Genomic DNA, 24764 nt, shown 5'->3' with positions numbered 1-24764 from the left:
TTACAAATGACTAAACAACCTTACTTCAAAAGATATATAGGTATTGATCCCAGCTCAGTTTCAACAGGCTGGGCAATACTTGATAGCGAATCCCGTAATAAAGTTACATATATTGCCTCAGGCGAAATAAAGCTTTCAAACACTTTGTCATTTCAGGAAAAGCTTTTGAAGTTAAATCAGGAACTTAGTCAGATTCTACAAGAGTATACCCCTACCCACGCTGCTATGGAAGAAACGTTTGTAAATATAAATCCTAAAACATCACTATTACTTGCTCAGTTCCGCGGATCTATTGCACTTAGCATATCATTATTCGGACTGGATTTAAAAATAGTCGAACCTCGCCTTGTTAAAAAGACTATATCAGGCTCAGGAGCTGCAGATAAAGCACAAATACAAAAAATGGTAAAGATGCTTTTTCCATCTGTTAAAATAACCTCTAACGACCAGACCGACGCCATTGCTACAGCTTATACAGCATTAGTCATATAGAGCATTAAATAATGCATTAGAACTCTGCTCTAGACACATTTATTATTTCATGATTAATATTAGCACAACTTGTTTAACCTAATAAATTGAAGTATGAGACACCTTTTCTTTTCTGATTACAATTTATATGACAGCTTTACAAAAAATGCTACATATCAGCTCAATAATATAACAACATACGAAAGCTTAGCTTTAAAAATAAACTTACAAAAAAAGCCCAGAATTGCAAATCATCTTTCTAGTTACAGAAATTTGATAGCTCTGGAATTATCAAATATAAAAATAAAAAAATGGTACGATTTGCCTACTAATATCGAAAAATTGCTTTTGCAGCAAACCACCTTACCTACTGAGCATCCTAGCTTTACCTTCAATAAACTTAAAGATCTTGAACTTGATGATTTTACAGCCAATTCTTTAACATCGCTTATGTACTTTCCTTATTTAAAGCGTCTGACATGTCCTTTAAATAAATTATATAACCCGAGAATAAATCTGGTAAATTTAACAGAACTCAATCTTACGATTAATCTAGCTAATTATGAAACTATAAATTTATCAGAGCTTTGCCCAAACATAACAAAACTATCAATATTAATTAATAATACAAGCTATGAGCCAATGGATAGCATTGATCTTCAAAAGCTTCAAAATATTATCGACTCAATACCAAAAACATTAACTTATTTAAACATCACAGATAGCACATACTGCAATACAAGTATTGACATAAGTGCATTTACTAATTTAACTGAACTTCATTACAGATCGCAATCAGGATTGTTTAGCGCAGACTGCATAAAATTACCTCAATTTATTGAAAAATTTTATTTATATTACATCAAATCACAGCGAATCAAATTTAATAATGTAAGTCACATTAACCATTTGGAGGTAACAACTAATGAAGAAGGCTTCAATTTTGTTGAACTTTTTCCATTTACTACAGTTAGCTTTTTTTATTTTAATATTATAATGGAACGTCAAATTTTTCGGTCAGTGTTTCCCTTGTATACAAGATGCTATTTCAGAATATTTGATAGGATAAATGCAACTATTTATCAAACTCCTATCGCAAAAATCATAGATAATTTAATTTTAATAATTAACTTTAAAAATAAACAAAATAAAGAATTTATTTTAGATGAATTTTATATTTATAAGAACACATTATTACCAATTATTATTGAAAACCCTTATAATTTAAATTTAGAACTCTTTAAAATTAAGGACACCTCGGGAACCTTACACTACCTTGATCTTGATTTTATTGATAATCTAGACATTGAAACTCTTGATTTGTCGGAATGCAATGCACTCCAAAACTTACCGTTATTTCCTGAAAACGTATCCACTGTAATTATTCCAAATACCCTTAATCTTTTAACTATATGCCTGGGAAATCTGCATAAAAAATTTAATTTCACCGTTAATATTACTAGGGTAACGCCCTTACTTTTCTATAATATAGATGAATTACATTTTTCAGCTGGATTTGAAATTTTATTTAAGCGACATATTGACCCAAGCGTACTTAATTACTGGTTTCCAAATCTGCAAAGCGCACACTTTCACTATTGGGAAAGTACTATTGACATTAACTTTACTCCCTTTGCAGAGTTGCTTAGATCTATGTCTTTTAATCAAAGTAATATCGATTATCTCAATTTAGGCGAGATGAAAATTACTAATGTACTGTTTTCAGAGTGTATTATTGAGCAAGTTGTATTGCCAAAAACCTTGAAAGTGCTAAATATTAATTATTCAAAGTTTGAACTTGAAATTATAAAACTGACTAATCGCAGCGTTAACTGGGATGAAGTATCCGTTTATATTAACGGAGTTTTAGATCAAAGTTATGAATGCTTTAGAGATATTGAACCATCCCCTGATAATAGTGACATACCAGGGTTAGGTTTACTTTAAACTCCAGCAGCACGGTTTTGCTGAGTTTTTGGCTCAGCATTAAATCGCCAGGATTTATTAGCTTCTGTAACTTTAACAGGTTTTAATTCCTCTGTTTCTTTATTTATAAGGCTTTTATGCTCTTTTTTCAGCTTTAACCTATGCCCTAGGAAAATGCCATCTAATAAAGATAAACCAATTTCACTGGCTTTAAATCTATGTGCCTTACTAATAGTATACAAACTACCCACAACTCTTGTGCATATTAAGGTTATTAAACCAAAAACCACTGCACCTTTAATACTGCTTTTTTTATAATAATTTATAAGACCACCTATTAAAGCGCTACCTAAGCTAAAAATATTGCGTTTAGCTGAGTTTTCATTAAACATAAACAAAACTACCTCACGCTTAGCAGGATGATCTTTTTTATTAGCAAGTAATTTTCCCTTGCTATATCCGTTAAACCGATTAGCAGTATTAGCAGGACTAGACTTAAGATCAATTTGTGGCAACAATGGTCTATCTGGTTCAGCAGTCATACCACGTCTAAAGTCTTCTTCGCTGATTCGTTCAGATCTGGTAGCCCTTATTGCTTTGCATCTTTCAGGATTATACCTTGCTCTAAGATTATACGTTGTAATATCTAAAGATGAATTATAATAAAGACCTAAAAGAGGAAATGTTTCTAAAATATAATCTCTAAAGTCTACATATAACTCAGGGTTATTTGCAGTAGCATTTAATAATTTACCTATTATTGAATTATACTTATATTCAGTATTATAACTCCCGCTTCTTTCATAAAAGTCCACAGATGCACGTAGAATTGACTTACATACGTTTAGCAGCATTGGATAATTAACATAGTTATTACTAAAATAAGTAATCTCTTGACATAATAGATCTATCTTTTCATGACCATTTATTTTTGTGATGTCAGCATTAAAGTCACCGTCATTTATAATATAAAAGTCTACAGGAATTTTTAAAGCTTTATTAGTATTATTGATTACAGGCTTAGTGTTATAACGATTCGGTGATTCAGATAGATAATAACTGATACATCTTACAAGCTCTTTTAATTCTGCACTTTCCTTATTTTGCTTATAAAGTTCTGCAACAGTTTTTAAAAAGCTCCACTTAACAGGATTATTATTTTCGTCCTTAATTGTAAATGTATGCTCAATTGCATCTTTTATAAGCATATTATTTCCGGCATCTGTAACCTTATCAAGGAAAGCTTTAATATGCTTAATACCCTCAGGTTTTCTAATCATATACATTAAAAAGCTTATATCTTCACCCTCAGAGTTCATTTGCGAAATTGTCATAAACTCGTTTAAAGTATAGTTATGCGGAGCTAAAATTTGCTTAATATCAGCAAGTTTATAATTGGGGTTATTAATTATTGTATTAAACAGCTTTTCATATATATCGAAATAGTTTTTTGAAGCGATTTTTTTAACTTCCTCAAGTATTTGAGGTGTAATGAACCTTATAATATCTTTATATTCCGTAGACTGAAAAATTTTTTCCAGCATCTCTCTTGGTAAATGTACAAAGGGATCAGTTATTCTTTCATCATTAAAAATATTATGGAAATTATAGTAGAATTTAACTAAAAGCTTAACATCGCTAAATGTAATTTCATCATTAAGTGCCAAAAGGCTCTTATAACGAACAAGCAAACCAATTTCAGTGTAATTATTAGATAACTCATCAGGAACTTCTCCCTTACCAACAGATGTTATTAACTTGTTGAATAATAAAGCATATTTTATATTATTTGACTTATAAAAGTCTCCTGTTTTTGCAATTTTATCATTATCTAGTTGTAAAGGAGCAATTTGTTTATAAAACTGTTCAAAATGCTTTGGTCTTTTTTCTAAATGACCAAATATATAATAATTATCTGCTTCTAAAAATTCTTTTAATGTTAACCCTGAAGCACGAGATAACTCATCAAATATTCTCTTGAAATAACCTTCAAATATTTCATATTTTTGGTTATCATTATATCGTGATATTAGGTGGTATTGTAGCGCTCTTGCTGCAAATATTTTATCATTTTTGGCTGCTGCAAGGATCTGAGCGTCCAAAAAATCTATAAAATTTTCATTTCTTTTAAACTCAAGATAAGTATAGTTACTTGTTTGCATATTAGCAAATATCTTGCTTAAAATCTCTTTATTATCAAATCTACTACTTAAAACTTCTTGAATAAACTCGTAATTACCCAATCTGATAAGATTAAACATTAAAACTTCTATGCCTTCCCCATACGTAATCTTAGCTTTTTGACTCCTACTCATATTACGGTAACAAGTTAAAATATCTATACGTTTCTGAAGTAAATCAGCGTAACTATTATACATAGTACTTAGATTCTTCAAATCTTCAAATGTATGGCTTTGGCGCATGGACTAACTCGTTAACTTTTTAGCGCGATCTTAACAAAAAATTAACGAGTTGTCAATATTAATAAGATAGTATTACCTATTTCTTTTGCCCGCATCTGGGTTATCCCCTGTAACTTCCACCTGATTATGTCTGAAAGATGGCTTACCATCCTTAAATTTAGGCACACTTTTAACTTCATAAGTGATTTTGTCAATATCTTCATTGGTCTTACTATCAAAACCTATATTGTGACCTATACCAAACATATCGCCAAATGACTTTACCCATTCGCCTGACTTAGATAATCTTCCACCCTTATAAGCCGCAACTAAGCCGCTTACAAATCTTGTTCCGAAGAATCCTGCGGCCGCTAAGCCTCCGACTACAGGCATCGCTGCACCCATGAAGCTTGCACCCGCACCAAGCGCAACTGCAAGAATAATCCCCACAACCCACCTTACAGGGCGGTATTTACGGAATTTGCTTCTTACAACGTCTCTTTTTGCTGGGCGCGACTTATCAGCTTGAGAATAATCAACTTTACCTTTTTTGTACGGACGGAAACGCACTGTTGGCTTGGGTTTATCTTTATTTGCCTTGTCAGCATCAATAGCCCCCTTATTAGCCCCTCCTGACGGTGGATTATTAGGCTGAGGTGGCGTAGTAGCTCCTGCACCTTGAGTTTGGTTATGGCTATTACTAGCTGGCTGAGATGTATTAGACGGATCAACGCCTCTATTAAATGTAATATTAAATCTTTGCTTCACATTGTTATTAGCATAATCTTCTAGTTCTTGTCTTATATTTAATCTTGTTACCTGAGCAGCAGCCTCAATTATCTCTTTACAAAACTCCTTATGTTCTAAAGGCGTGATAAGTGAATTATTTATATAATGTTTACTAACCTCAATAAGTCCTTCTTTATCAAAGTTATTTTCATCATAAGAGCCTTGAGCTGGGCGATATGCAAAAGCACTAATTGCTGGTCTTAGGTAATTCCTAAGCTCTATTTCACTTAAATAATTAGTATATCTGTGCATTAACGCAACTGGCAGACCATAATACTGATTATTATACTTAAAGTAATTTGCTCCACCTTCTTTACAAACTTCAGTTAAACGGTTTGCTAATGCTATATTATTATTTCTTACAACTGCAAAAATAGGCTCGAAGCTTTTTTTGTCAGATGATGCATAATATTTTAATGTTAAGTCTTTTAAAAAGTTTAATGACCCCGATTTACCTTCAAGATCCCTTAGCATCGCATCACCCAAGATAACATTATACTTAGGGTTTGAATTTAAAGTAGTCATAAATTTAGACAATTTTTCAGGAGCGCATTTATTTAGAAGATAAGTAGCAAGGTTTTGTTGATTCAACTCACCTTCTGCGCTCTTAATCGAAACACAAAGTAAATCTTGAAGGCTTATATTATTATCCTCTGCAATTTTCTCTAAATCTGATAAGCTATAATCTTTACCTGAATTAATATATTTAGCAATTGCATCAAATTCATTTTGATATGATTTAGCTGCATTTGCAGTCAATTCAGCTGAGTACTTTTTATTTGCTCCAGATTTAATATCTCGCAGCACCTGCATACAATCACTATTCGGCTTCTCAAGTAATAATTTTTTGTAAACATCTTTATGTCTGATTACAAGTTCAATGTCATTAGCATTTAGGGAATTCAAATTTCTTACAAACTGATCTTTATAAGCAACTGGTATATATTTATTAATGAATTTGTAAGCATTGGTACGGCACAAACTTAAATCAACCACCTGAGTATTTCGGGAATTAAGAACTGCAGCAGATGCTGAAAGTTTTTGGAATAAATCAGACATCACTTTTTGAACTTCAGGATTAAAATTATCAAATTCATTAATTAGATTGTTCAATACTAATTCTTGATTTTTAAAGGTATATTCATTTATTCCATATCCAACACTTATACTTTTATGTATATTTATTGCAATAGACTCTTCATACTTAAACTCAGGATCATCATTGTATATTGTAAGCAATTGCATTACATTTTCCTGATTAGTTAAAGCAAATTTTTTTAAATTACTAACATACCCTTCATAATTTGGATTATCAGGTAATATTTTAAATTTATTATTTTTAAGGTTCCGTTTTAACGATTTTTCATTTCGTTGTAGTTCATCTTTAAAAACTTTAATTTCCAATAAATATGGCTTCAAAATTTTAAATGTTTCTGGATAATCTTTTTCTGCATCTCTAAGCATGGAATTTAGATTAATCCAATACAGCTCGCGCTTATTCAAACTTTCCTTAATTTCATTCTGATTTTTATTAAAATATTTTACGAAAAAGTCCACAACATCTTGTTTATCTAGACTATTTTTATAATATTGATCAAAATATTTAAAAACACTGGATAAATTATTAACGCTAATACTACTAATAAATCTATCTGCATCAATAAATTCGAATGGATATATTGCTGAATTGCTATTGCTAACACCCAAACACTTTCTCATACATTGAGTTAATAATTTATATTCTTCTACTTTCTGAGGGTCGGCATTATTCTCAAAGATTCTTTCATTTTGCATCATTAGTGCAAGATCATCCCATAATCCTTTAATATTTGTTTTCGTAATTTTACCATTAGCATCTTTAGTGCTTTCAACCAATACTCTGTCAATATTTTCAAGAGCGTGATTTCTATAAGGATTAGATACATCAGTTACTATTTCTAAAAATTTTGTAAATGCCGCAGTATTAGAATGTAGTAAATACGTAAATAAATTATGATCTCTATCTGGAGTTTGCATTGAAGCATAATATAATTCCGGCAATGAAACCTTATGTTTTGCAGCAACATCTTCTAAACTTTTTAAATTAAAGCCATCTTTTGAAGAAGCTTCTAACACGTCCTTAAAAAGCTGCTTATTATCAAATTTAACATTTCTTGCTTTAAGCATATAGTCTATAGAAAGTTCATTTACAGGCTTAGACTTAATAACCTCTTTATCTCTAAACATCATTTCCACGAGATCATGTATACTATTAACTTTATCTGATGCTTGATATGGCTGACTTAAAAAACTTACTAAAATTTTCATGTAACAATCTTCTGAAAATACTCCATTAAATGTATTCTCAAACATTTTAATATATTTATACTCGAAATACTTGTTTTCAAGCTCTGCTGAATTTTCTCCTGATTTCTCGAGCTGTTTTAAAATATATATCACCGAATCATATTGGCAATTATTATACTTAGGAGACCCTCGGTCAAGCAAACAGTTTTTTAGTAATTGCTTAGTATCTATTGAATTATTACTTTTAAAATTTTCATAAATCCTTTTAAAAAAGTCTGGATTATCAAGATAGTTCACAAGCATATTTAGAACAAAATTTTGGTCATTACCCGCAATATTAATAATTTTATTTACTAAAAACTCATTAATCTCAGCTCCATTATCTTTGTATTGAATTTCACTACTTGCAATTCCATGAAATCCATCATATATGAATTTCATTTGATCGTTTGGAGATATATTGTGAGAATTTGCCCAAGTTAGAATATCTTTAATCAGCTCAACATAATTAGATTTAAATAGCTCACTAACCTTCATTTGAGCTTGAATACTTTCATCAATAAAAATTTTATTTTTTTCATCATCTGGCATTTGATTAAAATAATCTTTTACTTCTTCAATAGATGCAGACGATTTCTTTGACCACATTTTAATCAGATTCTTATATGTTTTGTCCTGCATGGCATTTACTCCTGTTATTTTATACTATTAATATAATATCATACATATTACTTGTCTTAAAGAAAAGATCAAAACAATGAATTTTATTATAAAAAAATTAATATATTCCAAATATTTAAACTCTCCTCTGTAATTTACCCCTTGACATTCCTCTAACTATTATGCATAACCAAAAGCTGAACTTGCCCCTGTGGCGGAATTGGTAGACGCAGTTGACTCAAAATCAACCGCTTGCAAAGGCATGCTGGTTCGAGTCCGGCCAGGGGCACCAAGTCTTTTATTCTTAACTTATGTCGTATACTATTCTTTTTTACCCACTTGCCACCCTTTTTATAATATCACTTATGGCAGGACCTATCGGTGCTTTTATGGTATGGAAAAGAATTAGCTTTTTCTCCGATTCCTTAGCACATGCCAGTATATTAGGCGGAGTTATAGCGTTTATTCTCAAAATAAACCCAAGCATTGGTTTAATACCGATCTCTATTATATTTGCCTTACTTACCTTTATTATGCGCCAAAAAATGCCGCTAAGGTCTGATTTATCCATATCACTCCTTGCCTCATTCTTCATGGCAATTAGCCTGTTTGTAGCCAAAGTATCAGGTATTAGTTTTCATATTATAGAATCGCTATTATTTGGCGACATTCTTATGGTAGGATCTATTGATTTTTATGAAATTTTAGTAAGTTTTGCAGTTCTTATGACATGGGTAATTATAAGATGGAAGGATATATTTAAGCTTATTTTAAGTGAAGATATTGCTATAAGCGAGGGCATTAACACAAAAAGACTAAGCCTTGAGGTATTAATAGTAATGGCGGTATTTATTGCAAACGCTATGAAAATTATGGGCGTAATGCTTCTTACTGCAAACCTGATTATTCCTGCCTCGATTGCTATAATGTTATTTACAAGTCCCTTAAAAATACTAATAGGTTCTGCTATTACAGGGCTTATAATTTCTTTAATATCAGTAGGATTTGCATACAATTTTGATCAATCAATATCAGTTTTATCTGTAATGACTGGATTTGCGCTATTAAATGTGGTATATATTATCTCCGCACGGAAATAACGAGAAAAACCATATGACATTATTAGATTTTATACTTACGAATTTGCTGAACCCTGCCATTATGTGCTTCATTTTAGGTATTATTGCTGTACTAAGCCATAGTAATTTAAGCCTGGATACTAAAATATTTGATACTATTGCCATTTACATGCTTCTTGCGATAGGCATTAAAGGCGGCATGAAAATATCCCATAGCAATATAGTAAGCATGATTCTTCCTATAGCCGCAACATTATCAGTAGCTTTAATCACCACAATGCTTGCATATATACTACTAAGGAGTATAGGCAAAATAGACTATATAAACGCCGCAAGTATTGCAGCGCATCATGGATCAGTATCTGTTGTGACATTCATGGCGGCAACGGCATATTTGGCAGCATATAGTGTTGAATATGAGCCATTTATGACAGCCTTAGTTGCTATTTTAGAAATTCCATCAATCATTATTGCCTTAAGTATAGTGCATATGAAGCATAGAAACGGTTTAAAACGCATACCTAGCATTATTATAAAATCCCTATTTACAAAGAGTATTTTACTACTTGTTGGTGGTTTGTTAATTGGTATTGTTACACATGAATCACATCATGAAGACCTTAAAATCTTCTTTGAGCTACCATTTAAAGGTGTACTCTGCTTATTTTTATTACAAATGGGTATTACCACAGCTAAAAACTGGGGCGAACTTAAAAAGGTTGGCAAGTTCTTAGTAATATTTAACATTATTATACCTATACCATTTGCTATTATCGGCATATTGTTTGGCAAAATTGCAGGACTTTCTGTTGGTGGGGCTACACTTTTAGGCGTAATGGCAGCTAGCTCATCATATATTGCTGTTCCTGCTGCTATGAAAGCATCACTTCCTGAAGCTAATCAATCCCTTCCACTGGTATCTACCCTCGGAATAAATATGCCATTTAATATTGTGATCGGTATTACAATTTACTATTATCTGGCGCAAGTTATTTATAAAAACCTAATTTGGTAAAATTATGAATTTAAAAGAACTTTTAGATGGTGCTATAAGCAAAGTTGCCTCCGCACATAAAATGCATGACCTAGAGCAAATTAAAGCTGAAGTTATGGGTAAAAATGGCTTTGTTACTCAAGCCTTTCAAACCATGAAGTCACTTTCTGATGATGAAAAAAAGGCTTTAGGCGCTGAGATCAATGATATTAAAAGTGCATTTGGTAAAGTTTATGATGATAGAAAAGAATACATTGAAAGTCAGGAATTAAATAATAAGCTTCAAAAAGAGTTTATAGATATTACACTTCCTACCCCAAATTTAAACACAGGTTCTATTCATCCTATTTCAAGAGCTACCAAAGAGATTATGGAGATTTTCTCAGCCATGGGATTTACCTTGGCAGAAGGACCTGATATTGAGGATGATTTTCATAACTTTACTGCGCTTAATATCCCAGAAACTCATCCTGCAAGAGAAATGCATGATACGTTTTACTTAGAAAGTAAAGACTTACTTAGAACACACACATCTACCGTACAAATCAGATATTTAGAGAAAAACCCAGGTGAATGTAGGATTATGTCTACTGGCAGAGTTTATAGATGTGACTACGACATGACCCACACGCCAATGTTCCATCAGTTTGAAGGCTTATTAATTGGCAAAAATATTAATATGGGACATTTAAAATTCACATTAAAAGAGTTTTTACGTAAGTTCTTTGAGGTTGACGACATACCTGTAAGACTTCGTCCTAGCTTTTTCCCATTTACTGAGCCTTCCGCAGAGCTTGATATTGGCTGCGACAGATCTGGCGGCAGCATTAAAATCGGTGCTGGAAGCAGCTGGCTTGAGGTTTTAGGCTGCGGTATGGTACACCCAAATGTTATCAAAAATTGCGGTATGGATCCTAATGAATATCAGGGATTTGCTTTTGGTATGGGCGTTGAAAGACTTGCAATGCTAAAATATGGCATAAGCGACCTTCGTACACTTTTTGAAGGCGACAAACGCTGGTTACAACACTACAACACACCATACTACGATATACCAAGCATCAGCGGAGGTCTTTCATAATGATTATTACACTTAACTGGCTTAAAGAGTTTTTAGATACAGATAAAAGATTAAATGAAATTTTAGATGGTCTTATTCAGCTTGGCTTAGAAGTAGAAGACGTAACAAACTATGCCGACTCTCTTGAGCCTTTTATTGTTGCGGAAATTTTACATGCTGAGAAACACCCAAATGCTGACTCCCTTAGAAAATGTAAGGTTAACAATGGATCGCAGGAATTAGATATTGTTTGCGGCGCACCAAATGCACGCACAGGAATTAAAGTAGTTTTAGCGCCAGTTGGAAGCAAAATACCAACAAATGGTCTTGTAATTAAGGAATCCGCTATTCGTGGTGAAAAAAGCCAGGGTATGCTTTGCTCAAGCGCTGAGCTTGGTTTATCTGATGATAGCGTTGGTATTATTGAGTTAGAGTCAGATGCTAAAGTTGGATCTAAATATATAGATCATGCAGGTCTTCGTGACGTTGTAATCGATATTAGCATAACACCAAACCGCGCTGACTGCCTTGGCGTATATGGCATTGCACGTGATTTAGCAGCATTGGGCTTCGGAAAGCTTAAAGAATTACCTAAAGTAACACTTGAAGAGTCGGGTCAATCTCCTATAAAAACCGTTATCGAAAGCGAAGGCACGGCATACTTTGCAGGTCGTTATATTAAAGGCGCTAAAAATCAGGAATCGCCTCAGTGGCTTAAGAATTTTTTAACGCTTACAAAACATAAACCAAAAAGTTTGTTTGTAGATGTAACAAACTATATTAATTTATCTTTTAGTCGCCCTCTTCATGCTTATGACGCTGATAAAGTTAATGGTAATTTGGTTGCTAAATTCGCAAACGACGGCGAAAAATTTAAAGCGCTAAATGGCGAAGAATATACATTATCAAGCCCTATGACAGTTATCGCAGATAATAGCGAACCGCTTGCCATAGCTGGCGTTATTGGTGGTGAGTCTTCGGCATCTACTATGGAAACCACTAATGTGTTCTTAGAGTCAGCTTATTTTGAGCCTAAAGTAGTAATAAGTTCAGGTAGAAAACTTTGTATTAATACTGATTCACGCTATCGTTTTGAACGCGGCGTAGATATGAATATGACAGATTTTGGTCTTGATTATGCTGCTTACTTAATACAAAAACATGCTGGTGGTAGTATTAGTGAGAAAGTATCAAGCGGATCTAATAAATGGTATTACGCAGAGATCAGTCTTAATAGTGATCAGGTGAAAAATCGTACTGGTATTGAATTAAGCGACGTAAAAATGGTAGAAATCCTTGAGTCACTTGGTTTTTCTCATAAAAGCGGTAGTTTTACGGTACCTTCATGGCGACATGATGTTACATGTAAAGAAGATTTAATTGAAGAAATTGCAAGGATTTATGGTTATGATAATATTCCAGTGACCCCTCTTCCGGATATGGATAAAGTTGCGAATGAGGCACTTACCCCAAGACAAAAATTTACAGCAACATGTAAGCAAATTGCAGCTTCCCGCGGGTTTATGGAAATTGTTTCATGGTCGTTTATGGATGAAAACGTATTTAAACACTATTCAAGCTTAGAACCTATTAAACTTGCAAATCCAATAAGTTCTGAGCTTAATGTTATGCGCCCATCAATTGTGCCAAATTTAGTGCAGATGGTTCGTAATAACGAAGCAAGAAACCTAAACGATATGTCTATTTTTGAAATGGGACCTATATTTAAGTCTTCTATACCAGGAGATCAAGAAAACTGCCTTTGTTTAGTAAGAAGCGGTCAAATTGATAGCAACCACTACTTAGGAACTAAAAAGTATAACGCTTTAGACATTAAAGCTGATGTTTTAGCTGTACTTACTTATTCTAAAGTATCTGACTCTATAAGAATTGACCGTGAAGTACCTAGTTATTATCATCCTGCAAAATCTGGCAGAATTACACTTGGTAAAGAAGTTGTTGCATATTTTGGTGAAATCCACCCAAGTACTGCAAAAGTTCATTCACTTAAACAAAATTTAGCTATGGCGGAAATTTTCCTTGATAGACTTCCCGAGGCGAAATCTAAAGCTGGTTATAAGGGCGCTTTAAAACTTTCTGACTTCCCAGCTGTACAGCGTAGGTTTTCATTTATTATCAACGACTCTATAGCAGCTTCTTCAATTATAAATGAAGTGAAAAAGCTTGATAAAAATCTAATTAAAGAAGTAAAAGTCTTTGATTATGTTAAAGATTTACCAATTTTAGAAAATGGTGACAGAATACTTGGTATTTCAATATCAATGCAGTCTGAAAAAGAAACCTTGTCTAGCGAAGTAATCGATGGCATTTACGCTAAAGTCATTGAAACTGCTACAAAAATGGGCGCTAAATTCAGAGACGCCGCTTAAATAAATTAGGGGTTAATATTTTTTAGCCCCTAACTTAAATCAAATCATTGTAATATATAACAATTTTATAAAGCATAATATTTTAGCTTTTTATAAGTATTTATTTGATTTAAAATTAAATACTTATTTTATTTTAAAGGGTTTTATATTATGCCGAGAGATTTAAGTAGGTCACCCCAAAACATTAGTAGATCAAATAATAATGTTACTAAAGATTTAGATGATATTATTAATGTTATCAGTGAGATAGGTGATTTAACTAATGATAACACATTATCAAAAACTACTGAAACTTTAAGTAATATTCATGATGAAAGAGCATCACTTACCGATCTTAGGAATTTACTTATTGAAATACATGGTAATTCATCAAAATATACAAATAAAAAAACTGGTGAAATAGAAATACCTAAAACCACTATAGCGCCCATTACATATGAAATTCAAACCAAACCTGAACTTGAAAAAAGATTTATCGACGTTACGTATGAAATAGAAGAATTAAATACAAAAGTTCTTAAAGAAACTACCCATGTTATAACTAGTACATTAAATAATCCAAATAGTTTAGCAAAACGTACTACAGAAGCAGCAAAGGAATTATGTGATAAAATAATAACACTTGCCGATAGAGTTAAAAACTTTTTTATTAAAATTAGTAAAGCTTTAAAAAAAGCTGTTGAAAAAGTTTATGCTGGACTTAAAACCGCGGCAAAAGGCATTTATAATAAAATAATAGCTCCACTGGCTAAAGCTTTTAAAGAGTTTGGTATTAAACTTCAGGAATTTGCAGGCGGTATTAAAAGCAGATTAAGCTCATTATCAAACAAAATATCAAAAAAAGGCGCAGAAATAGAAGCACTAGGCAATAATGCCATTAATAACGAACAAGATACTAGTAAATACGCTCAGCTTATCAATTCGAGTAAACCAATTGTTACTCTTGAAGAGAATAGCAAGACTATTCCTACACCTCCTAAAGCACCAGAATATCAAGTGCCAAAAAACTTTAAAGAATCATCTAAAACACTCGCTCAATATGTTGAAGATGCTACACAAAAGCTTAATCCTAAGGCTGAGCATATATTTCCAACCTCTAATCCGAAGGTCGTAATCGCTATTACACACCCTCATACTGATCCACAAAAACTTAAAGATCAAATTACAAGGGCAAAATTAATGGCGGCTTGTTATGGTGACCCTGATGATATGTCTAAATCTTTAGACAGAACTGGAATACAGTATATGAACCCTAAAACCAAAATGCCAATTCATGATGTTCATGCTCCTGACAATAAAATACCTAAATTTTAAGGAGCTACCCTAACATTTGATGGTGATGAGAACAAGCCTAAAAAAGTAAGTCATAAGGATCATTTAACAAAACTTCCCGGTAAATAAAGCTTTTCAAAATAGTAAAAAGCCTAAAAATAGGACTTTTACTATTTTATTAACATATTGTTTTTAAAGAAAATATATCAAAACTAGCCAAATATTAATATTTTAACTTTTATTAATCTCATTTATATATTAAAATTAAATATGAGGAATAAAATCCTACAAAATAAAGGGAGTATAGATTATGACAAAAGTTAGTTCAAGTAGTTCACCTGAATCTCAATTAAACAGGATTGATCAGATAATTGGAGATTTATCAATTATACAAGCCGAAGGTTATGAAGGTGCAGGTCAGGCTAAAGACGCTATAAAAAAGAAGCGTGCAGAGTTTAAAAATTTAGAAACTGCAAGAGATGCTCTTACAGAAATAAATTTACATTTATCTACCTATATAAATAAAGAGACTGGTGAGTTTGAAATTCCAGAAGACAGTAAGCTTTATAAAATGGGACAAGCTAAAGGAATAGATAATACTTTTTATAATAGAATTGTTGAAACCTTTGAAAAATTAGAAAATAATGCAGTAGGTTCTAAAGAGATGCCTACCAGAAGGTATTTAGAAGCAACCAAAGCTGATTTAATTAAAGAAAAAGCTAAACTTGAAAATGATCCAAGACTAAAAAAATCAACAACTGAATATTCTGCTCGTAAAGATATTAAAAAGCTTCAGGACAAGATCGATAAAGTTGATAAAAAAATTGCAAATTTTGATAAAGATAGATTAAAATCTAGTAAAACAAATCAAAATGAAGCATATGCTAATGTTAGAAAGGTTTTAGCTAAAGAATTCGTGAAAGTTAATAACGATATAGTCAAAAAAGGTGCTGAAATAGTTGGTGATGGTACTAAATTTGTAGGCAATATAGTTAAACAAGGTGTTGCTAAAGCTGGTATCGCAACTGTGGAAGCAGCAAAAAGAGTTGGTGAAAAAATCACTACCCTAGCTAATAATGTAAAAGAGTTTGCAAAAGAAACAGCTAAAACTGTTAAAACAAAACTTACCAACTTTTTTGAAAAGGTAAAAACAGGTTTTGAAAAAGTTGGTAAGTTTATAGCCAATAAAATTGCTAAACCTATTTATAACGGATTAAAAGCTTTTGGTGAGAAATTAGTTGCATTTGGTGGCATGATTCAGAAAAAATTTGGTCAATTACTAGGCAAATTTGGTTCAGCCTGCACAAAAAAAGGTAATGAGATAATTGAAGATGCTAACAAAACCTTAAACTCAATTAAAGGTGAAGAAAAAATTCAGAATAATGAGCAGGCATTTGCTTATGTACCTGACAAAGTAAAAGAAATTTTAGGTGAAGACATTCAGGCAACTGTACCTAAAGCTCCAGAATTTAAAGTACCTAAAGGCTTTAAAGAGTCAGATAGAAATCTAGAAGATTCTCTAAAAGATGCTGGAAGTAAATTAAGGAAAACTACAGCTCCAAAAGCTCCAGAATTTAAAGTGCCTAAAGGCTTTAAAGAGTCAGAGAAGACATTATCAGATTCTTTAAAAGAAGCTTCAGGTAAACTCAGAAAATCTGGCACCAATATTAATTCTAAAAGTAATAATAGTGGCTTACCTGGTATGTCAGGATCAGGCCAAACACCAACATTATAATAAAAGTTGTATTACTATTTTTTTAAAAAAGAGCCTGGTTTTACAGGCTCTTTTTTTATGCCCTAACTTCAACTTCAATAGGACCTGTGGTTTTACCATTAATAAACTGCTGAAGGTATGGGTTATCTGCTGACTCCATATTTTCTTTATTGCCTTCCCAAACAATGTTGCCTTTATATAGCATAGCAACTTTGTTAGCTACTCGTTTAGCGCCATTCATGTCATGAGTAATGGTTATGGTTGTAGAGCCTAGCTCTTTTGAGCATTTAATAATTAAATCACTAATCAAATTTGTATTAATTGGATCTAGTCCAGAGGTTGGCTCATCAAAAAATATAATTTCAGGATTAGTCGCAATAGCACGCGCAATAGATGCCCTTTTTTGCATACCACCTGAAAGTTCAGATGGATAAAGATCAGCAACATCACTATTTAAACCAACTAGCGCTAATTTTTCAATCGCAATTTCTTTTGCTTTTTTTGCCGGCATTTTTTGATGATGCGTAAGTACAAATGCAACATTTTCCCATATCAGCATACTGTCAAAAAGCGCACCACCCTGAAAGCATACGCCTATTTTACTCATTATCTCTTTGCGCTCTTCTTTAGAAGCATCATAGAAACTTAAATTATCGTAATACACCTTTCCAGATGTAGGGTGCATAATGCCGATCATATTTTTAATCAAAACAGATTTACCGGTACCAGAACCACCAATAATGACCAATGACTCACCTTTTTTAATTTCCATATTAAGGTTATTAATTACCTTTCGATCACCAAAAGCCTTAGTTAAATTTTCTATTTTGATATTGGTCATTATCCTTACCTGTAAATCTTTGAAACCGTCTGAATATTCTTACAATTTTACTTATAAATTGCAATAGAAATATGTTTTGCTTGAATTGACCTTGCACCCATATCTATTGTCATTCCTATAGAAATTTATAGTTTCGCTTACAGAAATAAATTTAACAGTAAATTTTGTGATCATCTTATTAATGGTTATTTGCTACTTTTATAGTTTTGGATTGCCACAAAATACTATGTATTTTTCGCAATGACGATAGATATTGCGGCTAGGTCATTGCGAGCAGAATAGAGTTCTGCGCGGCAATCCATATAATAAAAAAGGCATATGAAACATATCATATGCCTTTTTAATGTAAGCTAATATAGACTATAGTTAACTAATTACTAGTTAGACTCTTCGTCATCGTCATAATCATCGTCTTCTTCGTCTTCATCTTCATAGTCAAATTCATCATAGTCTGACGTTACGTCGCTTAAGGCTTCGTTTACTTCGGTTGGGCTATTATATTCGCCTTCTTCAATTTTATTGAGAGCATCGATAATTTCTGCTGATGCGCCGTTTTCTTTTGCTTTATTTGTAATGGCATTTTTATCTGCCGGGTAATCCATACCTTTTAAGAATTTTTCAACTTCAATTGGATTTACTGATGCTACTGTACTCATGATATATCCTCCTAGTTCAAATTATATCAAGGGAGACTTTATAAACTATAGCTAAAGTATTTTCATATGATTATAGAAATAAGGAACGAAGTGTAAAATATCTTACATAAGTTCCGAAATGACGCATAATCATATTATAAAGACTTAGCTATAACGAGTAATTAAAGCTGAATTCAATTAATATATATAAAACTAGGGTGCGTGCTTTATATAATATACTCAATTCAAATTAAATAACTCTCGATTACAAAGCCTCTTACAAGTAACGTTACTCCTCCCAAAATATCATTGCAAGCAAAAAAATTATTTATTTCAATATTTTACCTACTGTGATAGTTTGCGTAAGTATAGGAGGAATTCATATGGATGATCTCGAAATATTATTAAGGAACATTAGGAACTGTAATTTTTGTACAGATTTGCCACTTGGACCCCGTCCTATTATTAGAACTACAAAATCTGCGAAAATTCTAATAATTGGTCAGGCTCCTGGTACTAAAGCTCACGATAGCAATACACCGTGGAATGACGCATCTGGCAACCGCTTACGTGACTGGCTTGGCTTAAGCAAAGAAGCTTTCTATGATGAAAAACAAATTGCCATCATTCCAATGGGTTTTTGTTACCCTGGTAAAGACAAAAACGGTGGAGACAAACCGCCAAAAAAAGAATGCTCAAAGCTGTGGCATGAATCATTATTAAATTTAATGCCTAATCTAGAGCTAACGCTACTTGTTGGTTCTTATTCACAAAAATACTATTTAAAAGATAAAATTAAAGAAAACATGACTAAAACAGTGTATGCTTGGCAAGAATACTTACCAAAATTCATACCACTTCCCCACCCTAGCTGGCGTAATACGGCTTGGTTAAAAAAGAACCCATGGTTTGAAAGAGACTTACTGCCATTCTTAAGACAGCAAGTACATAAAATTTTGGATATTTAAAATTTACTTCTCTTTCCAGTCAGTACCTACTTTATGATATTTCTTTTTAACTGCACTCCATGCGACTTTATGAGAAATTTGTTCCAACGACTCGTCTGTTCTACGTTTGCTTTTTTGCCTATACTCTTCCCAGGCGTGATTAAAACTTTCTAAGTAAATTTCCTGGGCATGCTTAGGCAGGTGTTTTTTTACACCATCAGGTAAATCCGTAATTTTATTATAAGGCATATTTCACTCCAATATTAAAAACATACCTTCCGTGCTATTAAACATTTTTAAAGCATTTGTAATATTAATCAATCTTTATGTGTTTTTTTATTAAAAATTTCATTATAGCCTTGCAATTGATTATCCATATGTTATAAACCGCCTAAATTGCAAAAAGGAGAAGCGCTATGGTAAGTCGATTTTATATAGAGTCCTTAAGAAAAAAATACTTGCTTACGTTTGTCGCTGTATCAATAGTAACCCTTGTTATTGCTCTTTTATCAGCATATTTTATATATAATGAACAAAAAAATGCCAAAATTAAAGAGCTTGAATTAGTCGGAACAAGAATTGAAATTATATTAAACGAATCATTTGGATATGTTGATCAAATATTTAAAGTGACGGCCGACCAATTAATTGATACCGATAAATTCCATGATAAGCGTCAAATTGCCAGAGTACTAAACGGCAAACTTCTTAATAATCAAATATCTAAAAATTTGTTTTCATGGACATTGTTTGACTGGATAGACCACAATAATCAGGTTCAGGTTAGTAGCTCTGTTGGTGTATTGGATACTCCTAAAGATGCCACTCATCGTTTATATGCTAAATTATCAAATGAAGAACCCTGGAAAATTCATTTTGACAAACCAAGTTACGGGCTTTCAAGTGGCAACTGGATAATACCTGTAGGGATGGGTATTACAGACCTTAATGGCAAATTTTTAGGAACATTAGGTGTAGGTTTTGATATAACAAAATTCGCTAAGAAAATTACATATGAGATTTGTAATGACGAAATACGTTTTGCAGTAATAGATACGCGCTTCAATAAATTAGCTTTAGAGACTAATAGCAAAGTGCGAGATGACACTCAATTCCCAAAAATAGCACTTGATTCAAGCGAGGGATTTACATTAGATCCCATTAAATTTGAAGGGTCGAGCTATTATTACTATAAAAAGCTTAACAATATTCCTTATCTAATATTAGCAGGCTATGAAAGCTCGTTTTTAAAACATCTGATTAACCGTAAGGTACTTCCTATTGTATTTACAATAATTTTAATAGGGTCGGTATCTATAGCATTACTGATTATAATGAGAAGTTTAATCTATAAACCTATTATTTTACTTGCAAAAGTTGCAGGCAATATTCGCGATGGTAAAGATGCATCCTTACCTAAGTTTAACTCTCTTGAACTTGATTTACTTTCAAATCAACTGTTAGAAATACAAAACGTTAAGCAAGAGCTTGAACATGCATTAAAGGCTAAAACCCGCATACTTAATAACTTAAGCCACGAAATTAGAACGCCTATTCATGCCGCTAATGGCACAGCTCAGCTTTTAAATGAAATGTGGGATGAAATTGATGATCCTGAAAGAAAGCGTCAGGTAAATATTATCGCAAAAAATACCGCACGCCTTACAAAATTTGTAGGCAACATTCTTGATTTATCTAAATTTTCTGCTGGAAAAATGCATATTCAATTTACCAAGCTTGACCTTATTCCTTTAATTGATGACTTACTTGAAGAGTTTAATGAACTTTACCTTGCAGACAAATCGGTCAGAATTGTTCTCGAAAGTAGTGGTTATCATAGCATTATCATGGAAGCCGATGAGATTAGAATATCCCAGCTACTTAGGAATATCATTGGCAACAGCATCAGATATACCGCAAAAGGAAAAATTACTATAAAACTTTTGGAAGCAAAGTTAAGTAATCAAAAAGCAATACAAATTGAAATATACGACGAAGGCATAGGCATTCCTGAAGCTGAGCTAAGCAAAATATTTGAACCTTTTGTTCAAAGCTCCCTTACATCAAATGACTCAGGTGGCACAGGCTTAGGTCTTGCAATATGCAAGGAGATCATTGAGGCGCATAAAGGTAAAATTTGGGCTGAGAATAATAATCCTAAAGGTGCTATTTTTAAAATCACCCTCCCTGCTCTACACATTATAAGTGGTGGGCAAGCCCCCTCTGAAAAAGCAGCCAGCGTAAGCACCACTAAAACTATTTTGCTAGTTGATGATGAAAAATCTTCGCATGACATGCTCATGTTATCCGCCATGCATTATGGTGGTCTTAATATTATTAGTGCGTATAGTGGCATTGAGGCTATAGAAATATTGCAAAGTCACGATCAAAAGCCTGATTTAATTGTTCTTGATTTAATGCTACCAGGTATGAATGGAATTGAATTTCTTAAAAAGATTAAGGAAAACCAAATTGCTGAAAATATACCATGCCTGATTCAAAGTGGTCTAGATGAAAATTCTAAGGAAATTCAGGAGGCTTATACTATGGGAATTAAAGATATCATCGTAAAACCATATGATTATCATCAGCTATTAAGCAAAATCACTAATTTATTGAAAAGGTAAACAATGAAAGACTTACTTATACATTTCTACTTTGAAAAAGATTTAACCAATATGCGCAGAATTTTTATAAATGGAAATTTTAAAGATCAGACTCAAGCATTTGGCAAATTATGTGAAATGGGTATGATAGACATTGTTAAGCTACTTTTGGAATGGACTGATGAAAGCTTGAGAATGCCAATGGCCATTAATGGTTTTATATATGGATTTACTAACCAGCCAATTATTCCTATAGCAAAGTTTATATGGGACAGTACAGCACCTGAACTTAGAAGTAATTACATAAATGAAAAATTTATTGAGGGATTTGAATATGCGACTCTTAATAATATAAAATGGTTATGGCCAGAACTTGATAAAAAACAAAAGATTTCTATCATTGAGAAAAGCTTTACAAAGAGTTTCAGTAAGGCATGTTTTCACGGGGTACATGAACTAGCAATATGGTTATTTAAGAACACCCCAACATTTGAGCAAAAAACTAAAATGATAGAAATAACTATTAATGATAGCATAATTGATAACAATATCGAGAAATCAAAATCAGTAGCTACAATATATTTTCTTTATAAATGTGGAAATAATGATCAAAAAAAGTTTATTATAGATAACATTAAAGAGAAGGGTATTTATAAATGGTTTTTGAAAATTTTAGAGCTTGAACATAGATTGAGCATTGATTGCTCCGGTATTATAAGTAAGTTTTATGGATATGATATTTGGACTCTATCCGAAGCGATAAAAAATTCTATTAGCATTTATACCTTTACCAAAACTGACATATTTCCAAACGATGTTAAGGCACTTATTTTAGATCATGTTGATAAAGTAGCTGCCGATTCATATCGAGATTTTTGCTTAAAGCAGCCTAATACAACCAAATCATTATAAAAAAAGGGGAGTGAAGTCCCCTTTTTTTAATATTCTAGTGCCACCAGCCATAAACAGTGTTTACAATATTATCGAACCATCCTGTCTCTTCTTGTGCGCTTATTACTTCTTCTGGCTGATGCTCAATTTGTTCTACAGATGGAACACAAGCCTCTTCTTCTGCCTGAACTGGCTCTTCTACTATAAGCTCTACTAAACTTGCCTGATATTGATCAAATGTAATTGGCTCTAAGTTAATTAAATCATGATCTTCCATAAACTTAATAGCTTCTGCTCGATAATCATAATTATATTCAGGGAAGTTCAATATATCGATAAATGTTTCACCTTGTGAATTGAGTATATTTGTCTTAGCGTCATTTTCTAATAATGACATAACCATGTCTCTAGTATCGTCATAACCCGCAAGAATCTGAAGTATAGTACCATCTTCTGGCTTTCCACCATTAAATGATCCAATGAACTCTGCCTTAAGATTTAAATCAACATTGTTTTGCTTTAAAATATCAATAACATTTGTGTCTAGTGAATAAAATACAATTGCATGAAGTAATGTAGCTTTACCCGAAAAAATAACATTTTGAGTTTGCCCAAAGCTATTAGTAGTAATACAAAACTCCATAGGAATCTCCTGGCTTAAATCTACACCACTTTTAATATAGCTATCTAAAAGCTCTGGATTATCTAGAACTTTGTATAATTCCTGAGGATTAATAATATCAGAAACAACAAATTTATGTAAATATGTTGGATAATTATATGGGGAGCTTGTCATTAATACAGCCATTTCAAAAACACCTTTTTTAAATTAAAAATCAGCAGGAAACTAACAGCTTATTAACAAAACGTCAAGACCTTATTACTCTAGCTATTTGGGTGAGTTTTACGATATACATCCATAATATGACTATAGTCAACTTTAGTATAAATTTGGGTAGTGGATAAGCTTGAATGCCCCAGTAATTCCTGAATTGATCTTAAATCAGCACCATTCTCTAATAAATGTGTGGCAAAACTATGACGGAATGCATGGGGAGTTAAACTTTCATCAAGACCAAGTAATATTCTTATATTTTTTATTTTTCTACTAAAAACAGCAGGTTGAAGCTTTTTACCCCGTAGTCCTAAAAAAATTTCACTTCCCCCCTCTATGCTATATGGAATGGATAGTATATATTGATCAAGCTTTTCTTTAGCTATACTAATTAATGGCACTAAACGCTGCTTATTTCCTTTACCAAGCACCTTAATATAGTCATGCTGTATGTCATTTTTCCTGATATTGAGCGCCTCACTAATACGAAGACCACAAGCATATATAAGCGTTAGTAATGCAATATCACGTTTCAATACCCATGGATGATCATTAATTTCGTCAAGCATAGACTCAATTTCAGGAAAATCAGCCTGATGAATAGCTTTTGGAATTCTCTCCTTGGTTTTAGGGGACTTTAAAACCTGAATAGCCTTGTTTTGAATGCTGTGCTTCTCAGCAAGATATTTGTATAAGCTTCTTAAGGTAGATACAAACCTGCGCGTTGAATTTGAGTCAAAATTATCTTGTGACCTTTTAAATAATAAACTTCTGAAATCGGTAATAGTAAGGTTAGCAAGTTTACTAAGCGTAATTTCGCTACCAATATGATCTTGAATAAAATTAGTAAAATACTTAAGATCATTTTCATACGATACAATTGTAAGAGAGGAATAATTGCGAATATTTTGCAAATAATCTAAAAATTCTTGATACCACAATTTAAACATACAATACTAACTTTAT

Annotated in this window: 19 protein-coding genes and 1 tRNA gene; 12 read left to right on the top strand and 8 right to left on the bottom strand. The window is 32.4% G+C overall.

The features are described from left to right. Positions 1–6 precede the first annotated feature (6 nt). Both BGO27_05310 and BGO27_05305 read left to right on the top strand, forming a co-directional pair. On the top strand, positions 7–492 hold the full coding sequence (locus BGO27_05310; GenBank protein OJV12138.1) for a hypothetical protein: 486 nt from the start codon (positions 7–9) through the stop codon (positions 490–492). A gap of 93 nt (positions 493–585) precedes the next feature. Beyond that, positions 586–2418 carry a hypothetical protein gene (locus BGO27_05305; protein ID OJV12137.1) on the top strand — a complete coding sequence of 611 codons (1833 nt, stop codon included), beginning with the start codon at positions 586–588 and terminating at the stop codon, positions 2416–2418. On the opposite strand, the gene BGO27_05300 is transcribed toward BGO27_05305, so the two are convergent. Beyond that, a complete protein-coding gene (locus tag BGO27_05300) occupies positions 2415–4775 on the bottom strand; it encodes a hypothetical protein (protein OJV12136.1) in 2361 nt (786 codons plus the stop codon). The genes BGO27_05305 and BGO27_05300 overlap by 4 nt on opposite strands. Positions 4776–4892: 117 nt before the next feature. Continuing rightward, positions 4893–8555, bottom strand: coding sequence for a hypothetical protein (locus BGO27_05295; GenBank protein ID OJV12135.1), 3663 nt, complete (start codon positions 8553–8555; stop codon positions 4893–4895). 184 nt (positions 8556–8739) lie between these two features. On the opposite strand from BGO27_05295, the gene BGO27_05290 reads away from it, so the two are divergent. Further along, positions 8740–8826, top strand: a tRNA-Leu gene (locus tag BGO27_05290). A gap of 39 nt (positions 8827–8865) precedes the next feature. On the opposite strand, the gene BGO27_05285 is transcribed toward BGO27_05290, so the two are convergent. Beyond that, positions 8866–9129, bottom strand: a complete 264-nt coding sequence (locus BGO27_05285) for a hypothetical protein (GenBank protein OJV12134.1) — start codon at positions 9127–9129, stop codon at positions 8866–8868. Between BGO27_05285 and BGO27_05280 the strand changes: the two genes are divergently transcribed. The 6 genes from BGO27_05280 (at position 9128) to BGO27_05255 (ending at position 17064) form a co-directional block, all read left to right on the top strand. Continuing rightward, the gene (locus BGO27_05280) at positions 9128–9634 is read left to right on the top strand and encodes a hypothetical protein (GenBank protein OJV12133.1); all 507 of its coding nucleotides are present in this window, start codon (positions 9128–9130) and stop codon (positions 9632–9634) included. The two genes, BGO27_05285 and BGO27_05280, sit on opposite strands and share 2 nt — an antisense overlap. Positions 9635–9647: 13 nt before the next feature. Then, complete coding sequence (locus tag BGO27_05275) at positions 9648–10628, top strand: hypothetical protein (GenBank protein ID OJV12277.1); 981 nt, start codon at positions 9648–9650, stop codon at positions 10626–10628. Between the two features lies 1 nt (position 10629). Next, positions 10630–11688, top strand: a complete 1059-nt coding sequence (locus BGO27_05270) for a phenylalanine--tRNA ligase subunit alpha (GenBank protein OJV12132.1) — start codon at positions 10630–10632, stop codon at positions 11686–11688. Beyond that, positions 11688–14057 (top strand): phenylalanine--tRNA ligase subunit beta, encoded by a 2370-nt coding sequence (locus BGO27_05265; GenBank protein ID OJV12131.1) that lies wholly within the window; start codon positions 11688–11690, stop codon positions 14055–14057. Before BGO27_05270 ends, BGO27_05265 begins: the two co-directional genes overlap by 1 nt. Before the next feature lie 150 nt (positions 14058–14207). Continuing rightward, entirely contained in the window at positions 14208–15371 is a 1164-nt protein-coding gene (locus tag BGO27_05260) for a hypothetical protein (GenBank protein ID OJV12130.1), read from the top strand. A 268-nt stretch (positions 15372–15639) separates the two neighbouring features. Then, positions 15640–17064 (top strand): hypothetical protein, encoded by a 1425-nt coding sequence (locus BGO27_05255; protein ID OJV12129.1) that lies wholly within the window; start codon positions 15640–15642, stop codon positions 17062–17064. A 55-nt stretch (positions 17065–17119) separates the two neighbouring features. Here BGO27_05255 and BGO27_05250 read toward each other — a convergent pair whose 3' ends face one another. Then, positions 17120–17884, bottom strand: a complete 765-nt coding sequence (locus tag BGO27_05250; protein ID OJV12128.1) for an ABC transporter ATP-binding protein — start codon at positions 17882–17884, stop codon at positions 17120–17122. 377 nt (positions 17885–18261) lie between these two features. Beyond that, positions 18262–18540: a hypothetical protein gene (locus BGO27_05245; protein ID OJV12127.1), complete on the bottom strand. Its 279-nt coding sequence runs from the start codon at positions 18538–18540 to the stop codon at positions 18262–18264. A 362-nt stretch (positions 18541–18902) separates the two neighbouring features. On the opposite strand from BGO27_05245, the gene BGO27_05240 reads away from it, so the two are divergent. Next, complete coding sequence (locus tag BGO27_05240; protein ID OJV12126.1) at positions 18903–19487, top strand: hypothetical protein; 585 nt, start codon at positions 18903–18905, stop codon at positions 19485–19487. A gap of 3 nt (positions 19488–19490) precedes the next feature. Here BGO27_05240 and BGO27_05235 read toward each other — a convergent pair whose 3' ends face one another. Continuing rightward, the gene (locus BGO27_05235; protein ID OJV12125.1) at positions 19491–19715 is read right to left on the bottom strand and encodes a cation transport regulator ChaB; all 225 of its coding nucleotides are present in this window, start codon (positions 19713–19715) and stop codon (positions 19491–19493) included. Positions 19716–19882: 167 nt separating this feature from the next. On the opposite strand from BGO27_05235, the gene BGO27_05230 reads away from it, so the two are divergent. Next, positions 19883–22093: a hypothetical protein gene (locus BGO27_05230; protein OJV12124.1), complete on the top strand. Its 2211-nt coding sequence runs from the start codon at positions 19883–19885 to the stop codon at positions 22091–22093. A 3-nt stretch (positions 22094–22096) separates the two neighbouring features. After that, positions 22097–22984, top strand: a complete 888-nt coding sequence (locus tag BGO27_05225) for a hypothetical protein (GenBank protein OJV12123.1) — start codon at positions 22097–22099, stop codon at positions 22982–22984. Between the two features lie 34 nt (positions 22985–23018). On the opposite strand, the gene BGO27_05220 is transcribed toward BGO27_05225, so the two are convergent. Together BGO27_05220 and BGO27_05215 are read right to left on the bottom strand one after the other, a co-directional pair. Next, positions 23019–23771, bottom strand: a complete 753-nt coding sequence (locus BGO27_05220) for a hypothetical protein (protein ID OJV12122.1) — start codon at positions 23769–23771, stop codon at positions 23019–23021. A 77-nt stretch (positions 23772–23848) separates the two neighbouring features. Next, on the bottom strand, positions 23849–24748 hold the full coding sequence (locus BGO27_05215; GenBank protein OJV12121.1) for a hypothetical protein: 900 nt from the start codon (positions 24746–24748) through the stop codon (positions 23849–23851). Positions 24749–24764 lie beyond the last annotated feature (16 nt).

The organism is Alphaproteobacteria bacterium 33-17 (genome assembly GCA_001897445.1).
Taxonomy (GTDB): Bacteria; Pseudomonadota; Alphaproteobacteria; order Rickettsiales; family 33-17; genus 33-17.
The sequence above is the reverse complement of the archived record's forward strand: the minus strand, read 5'-3'. Positions and strand labels throughout refer to the sequence as shown.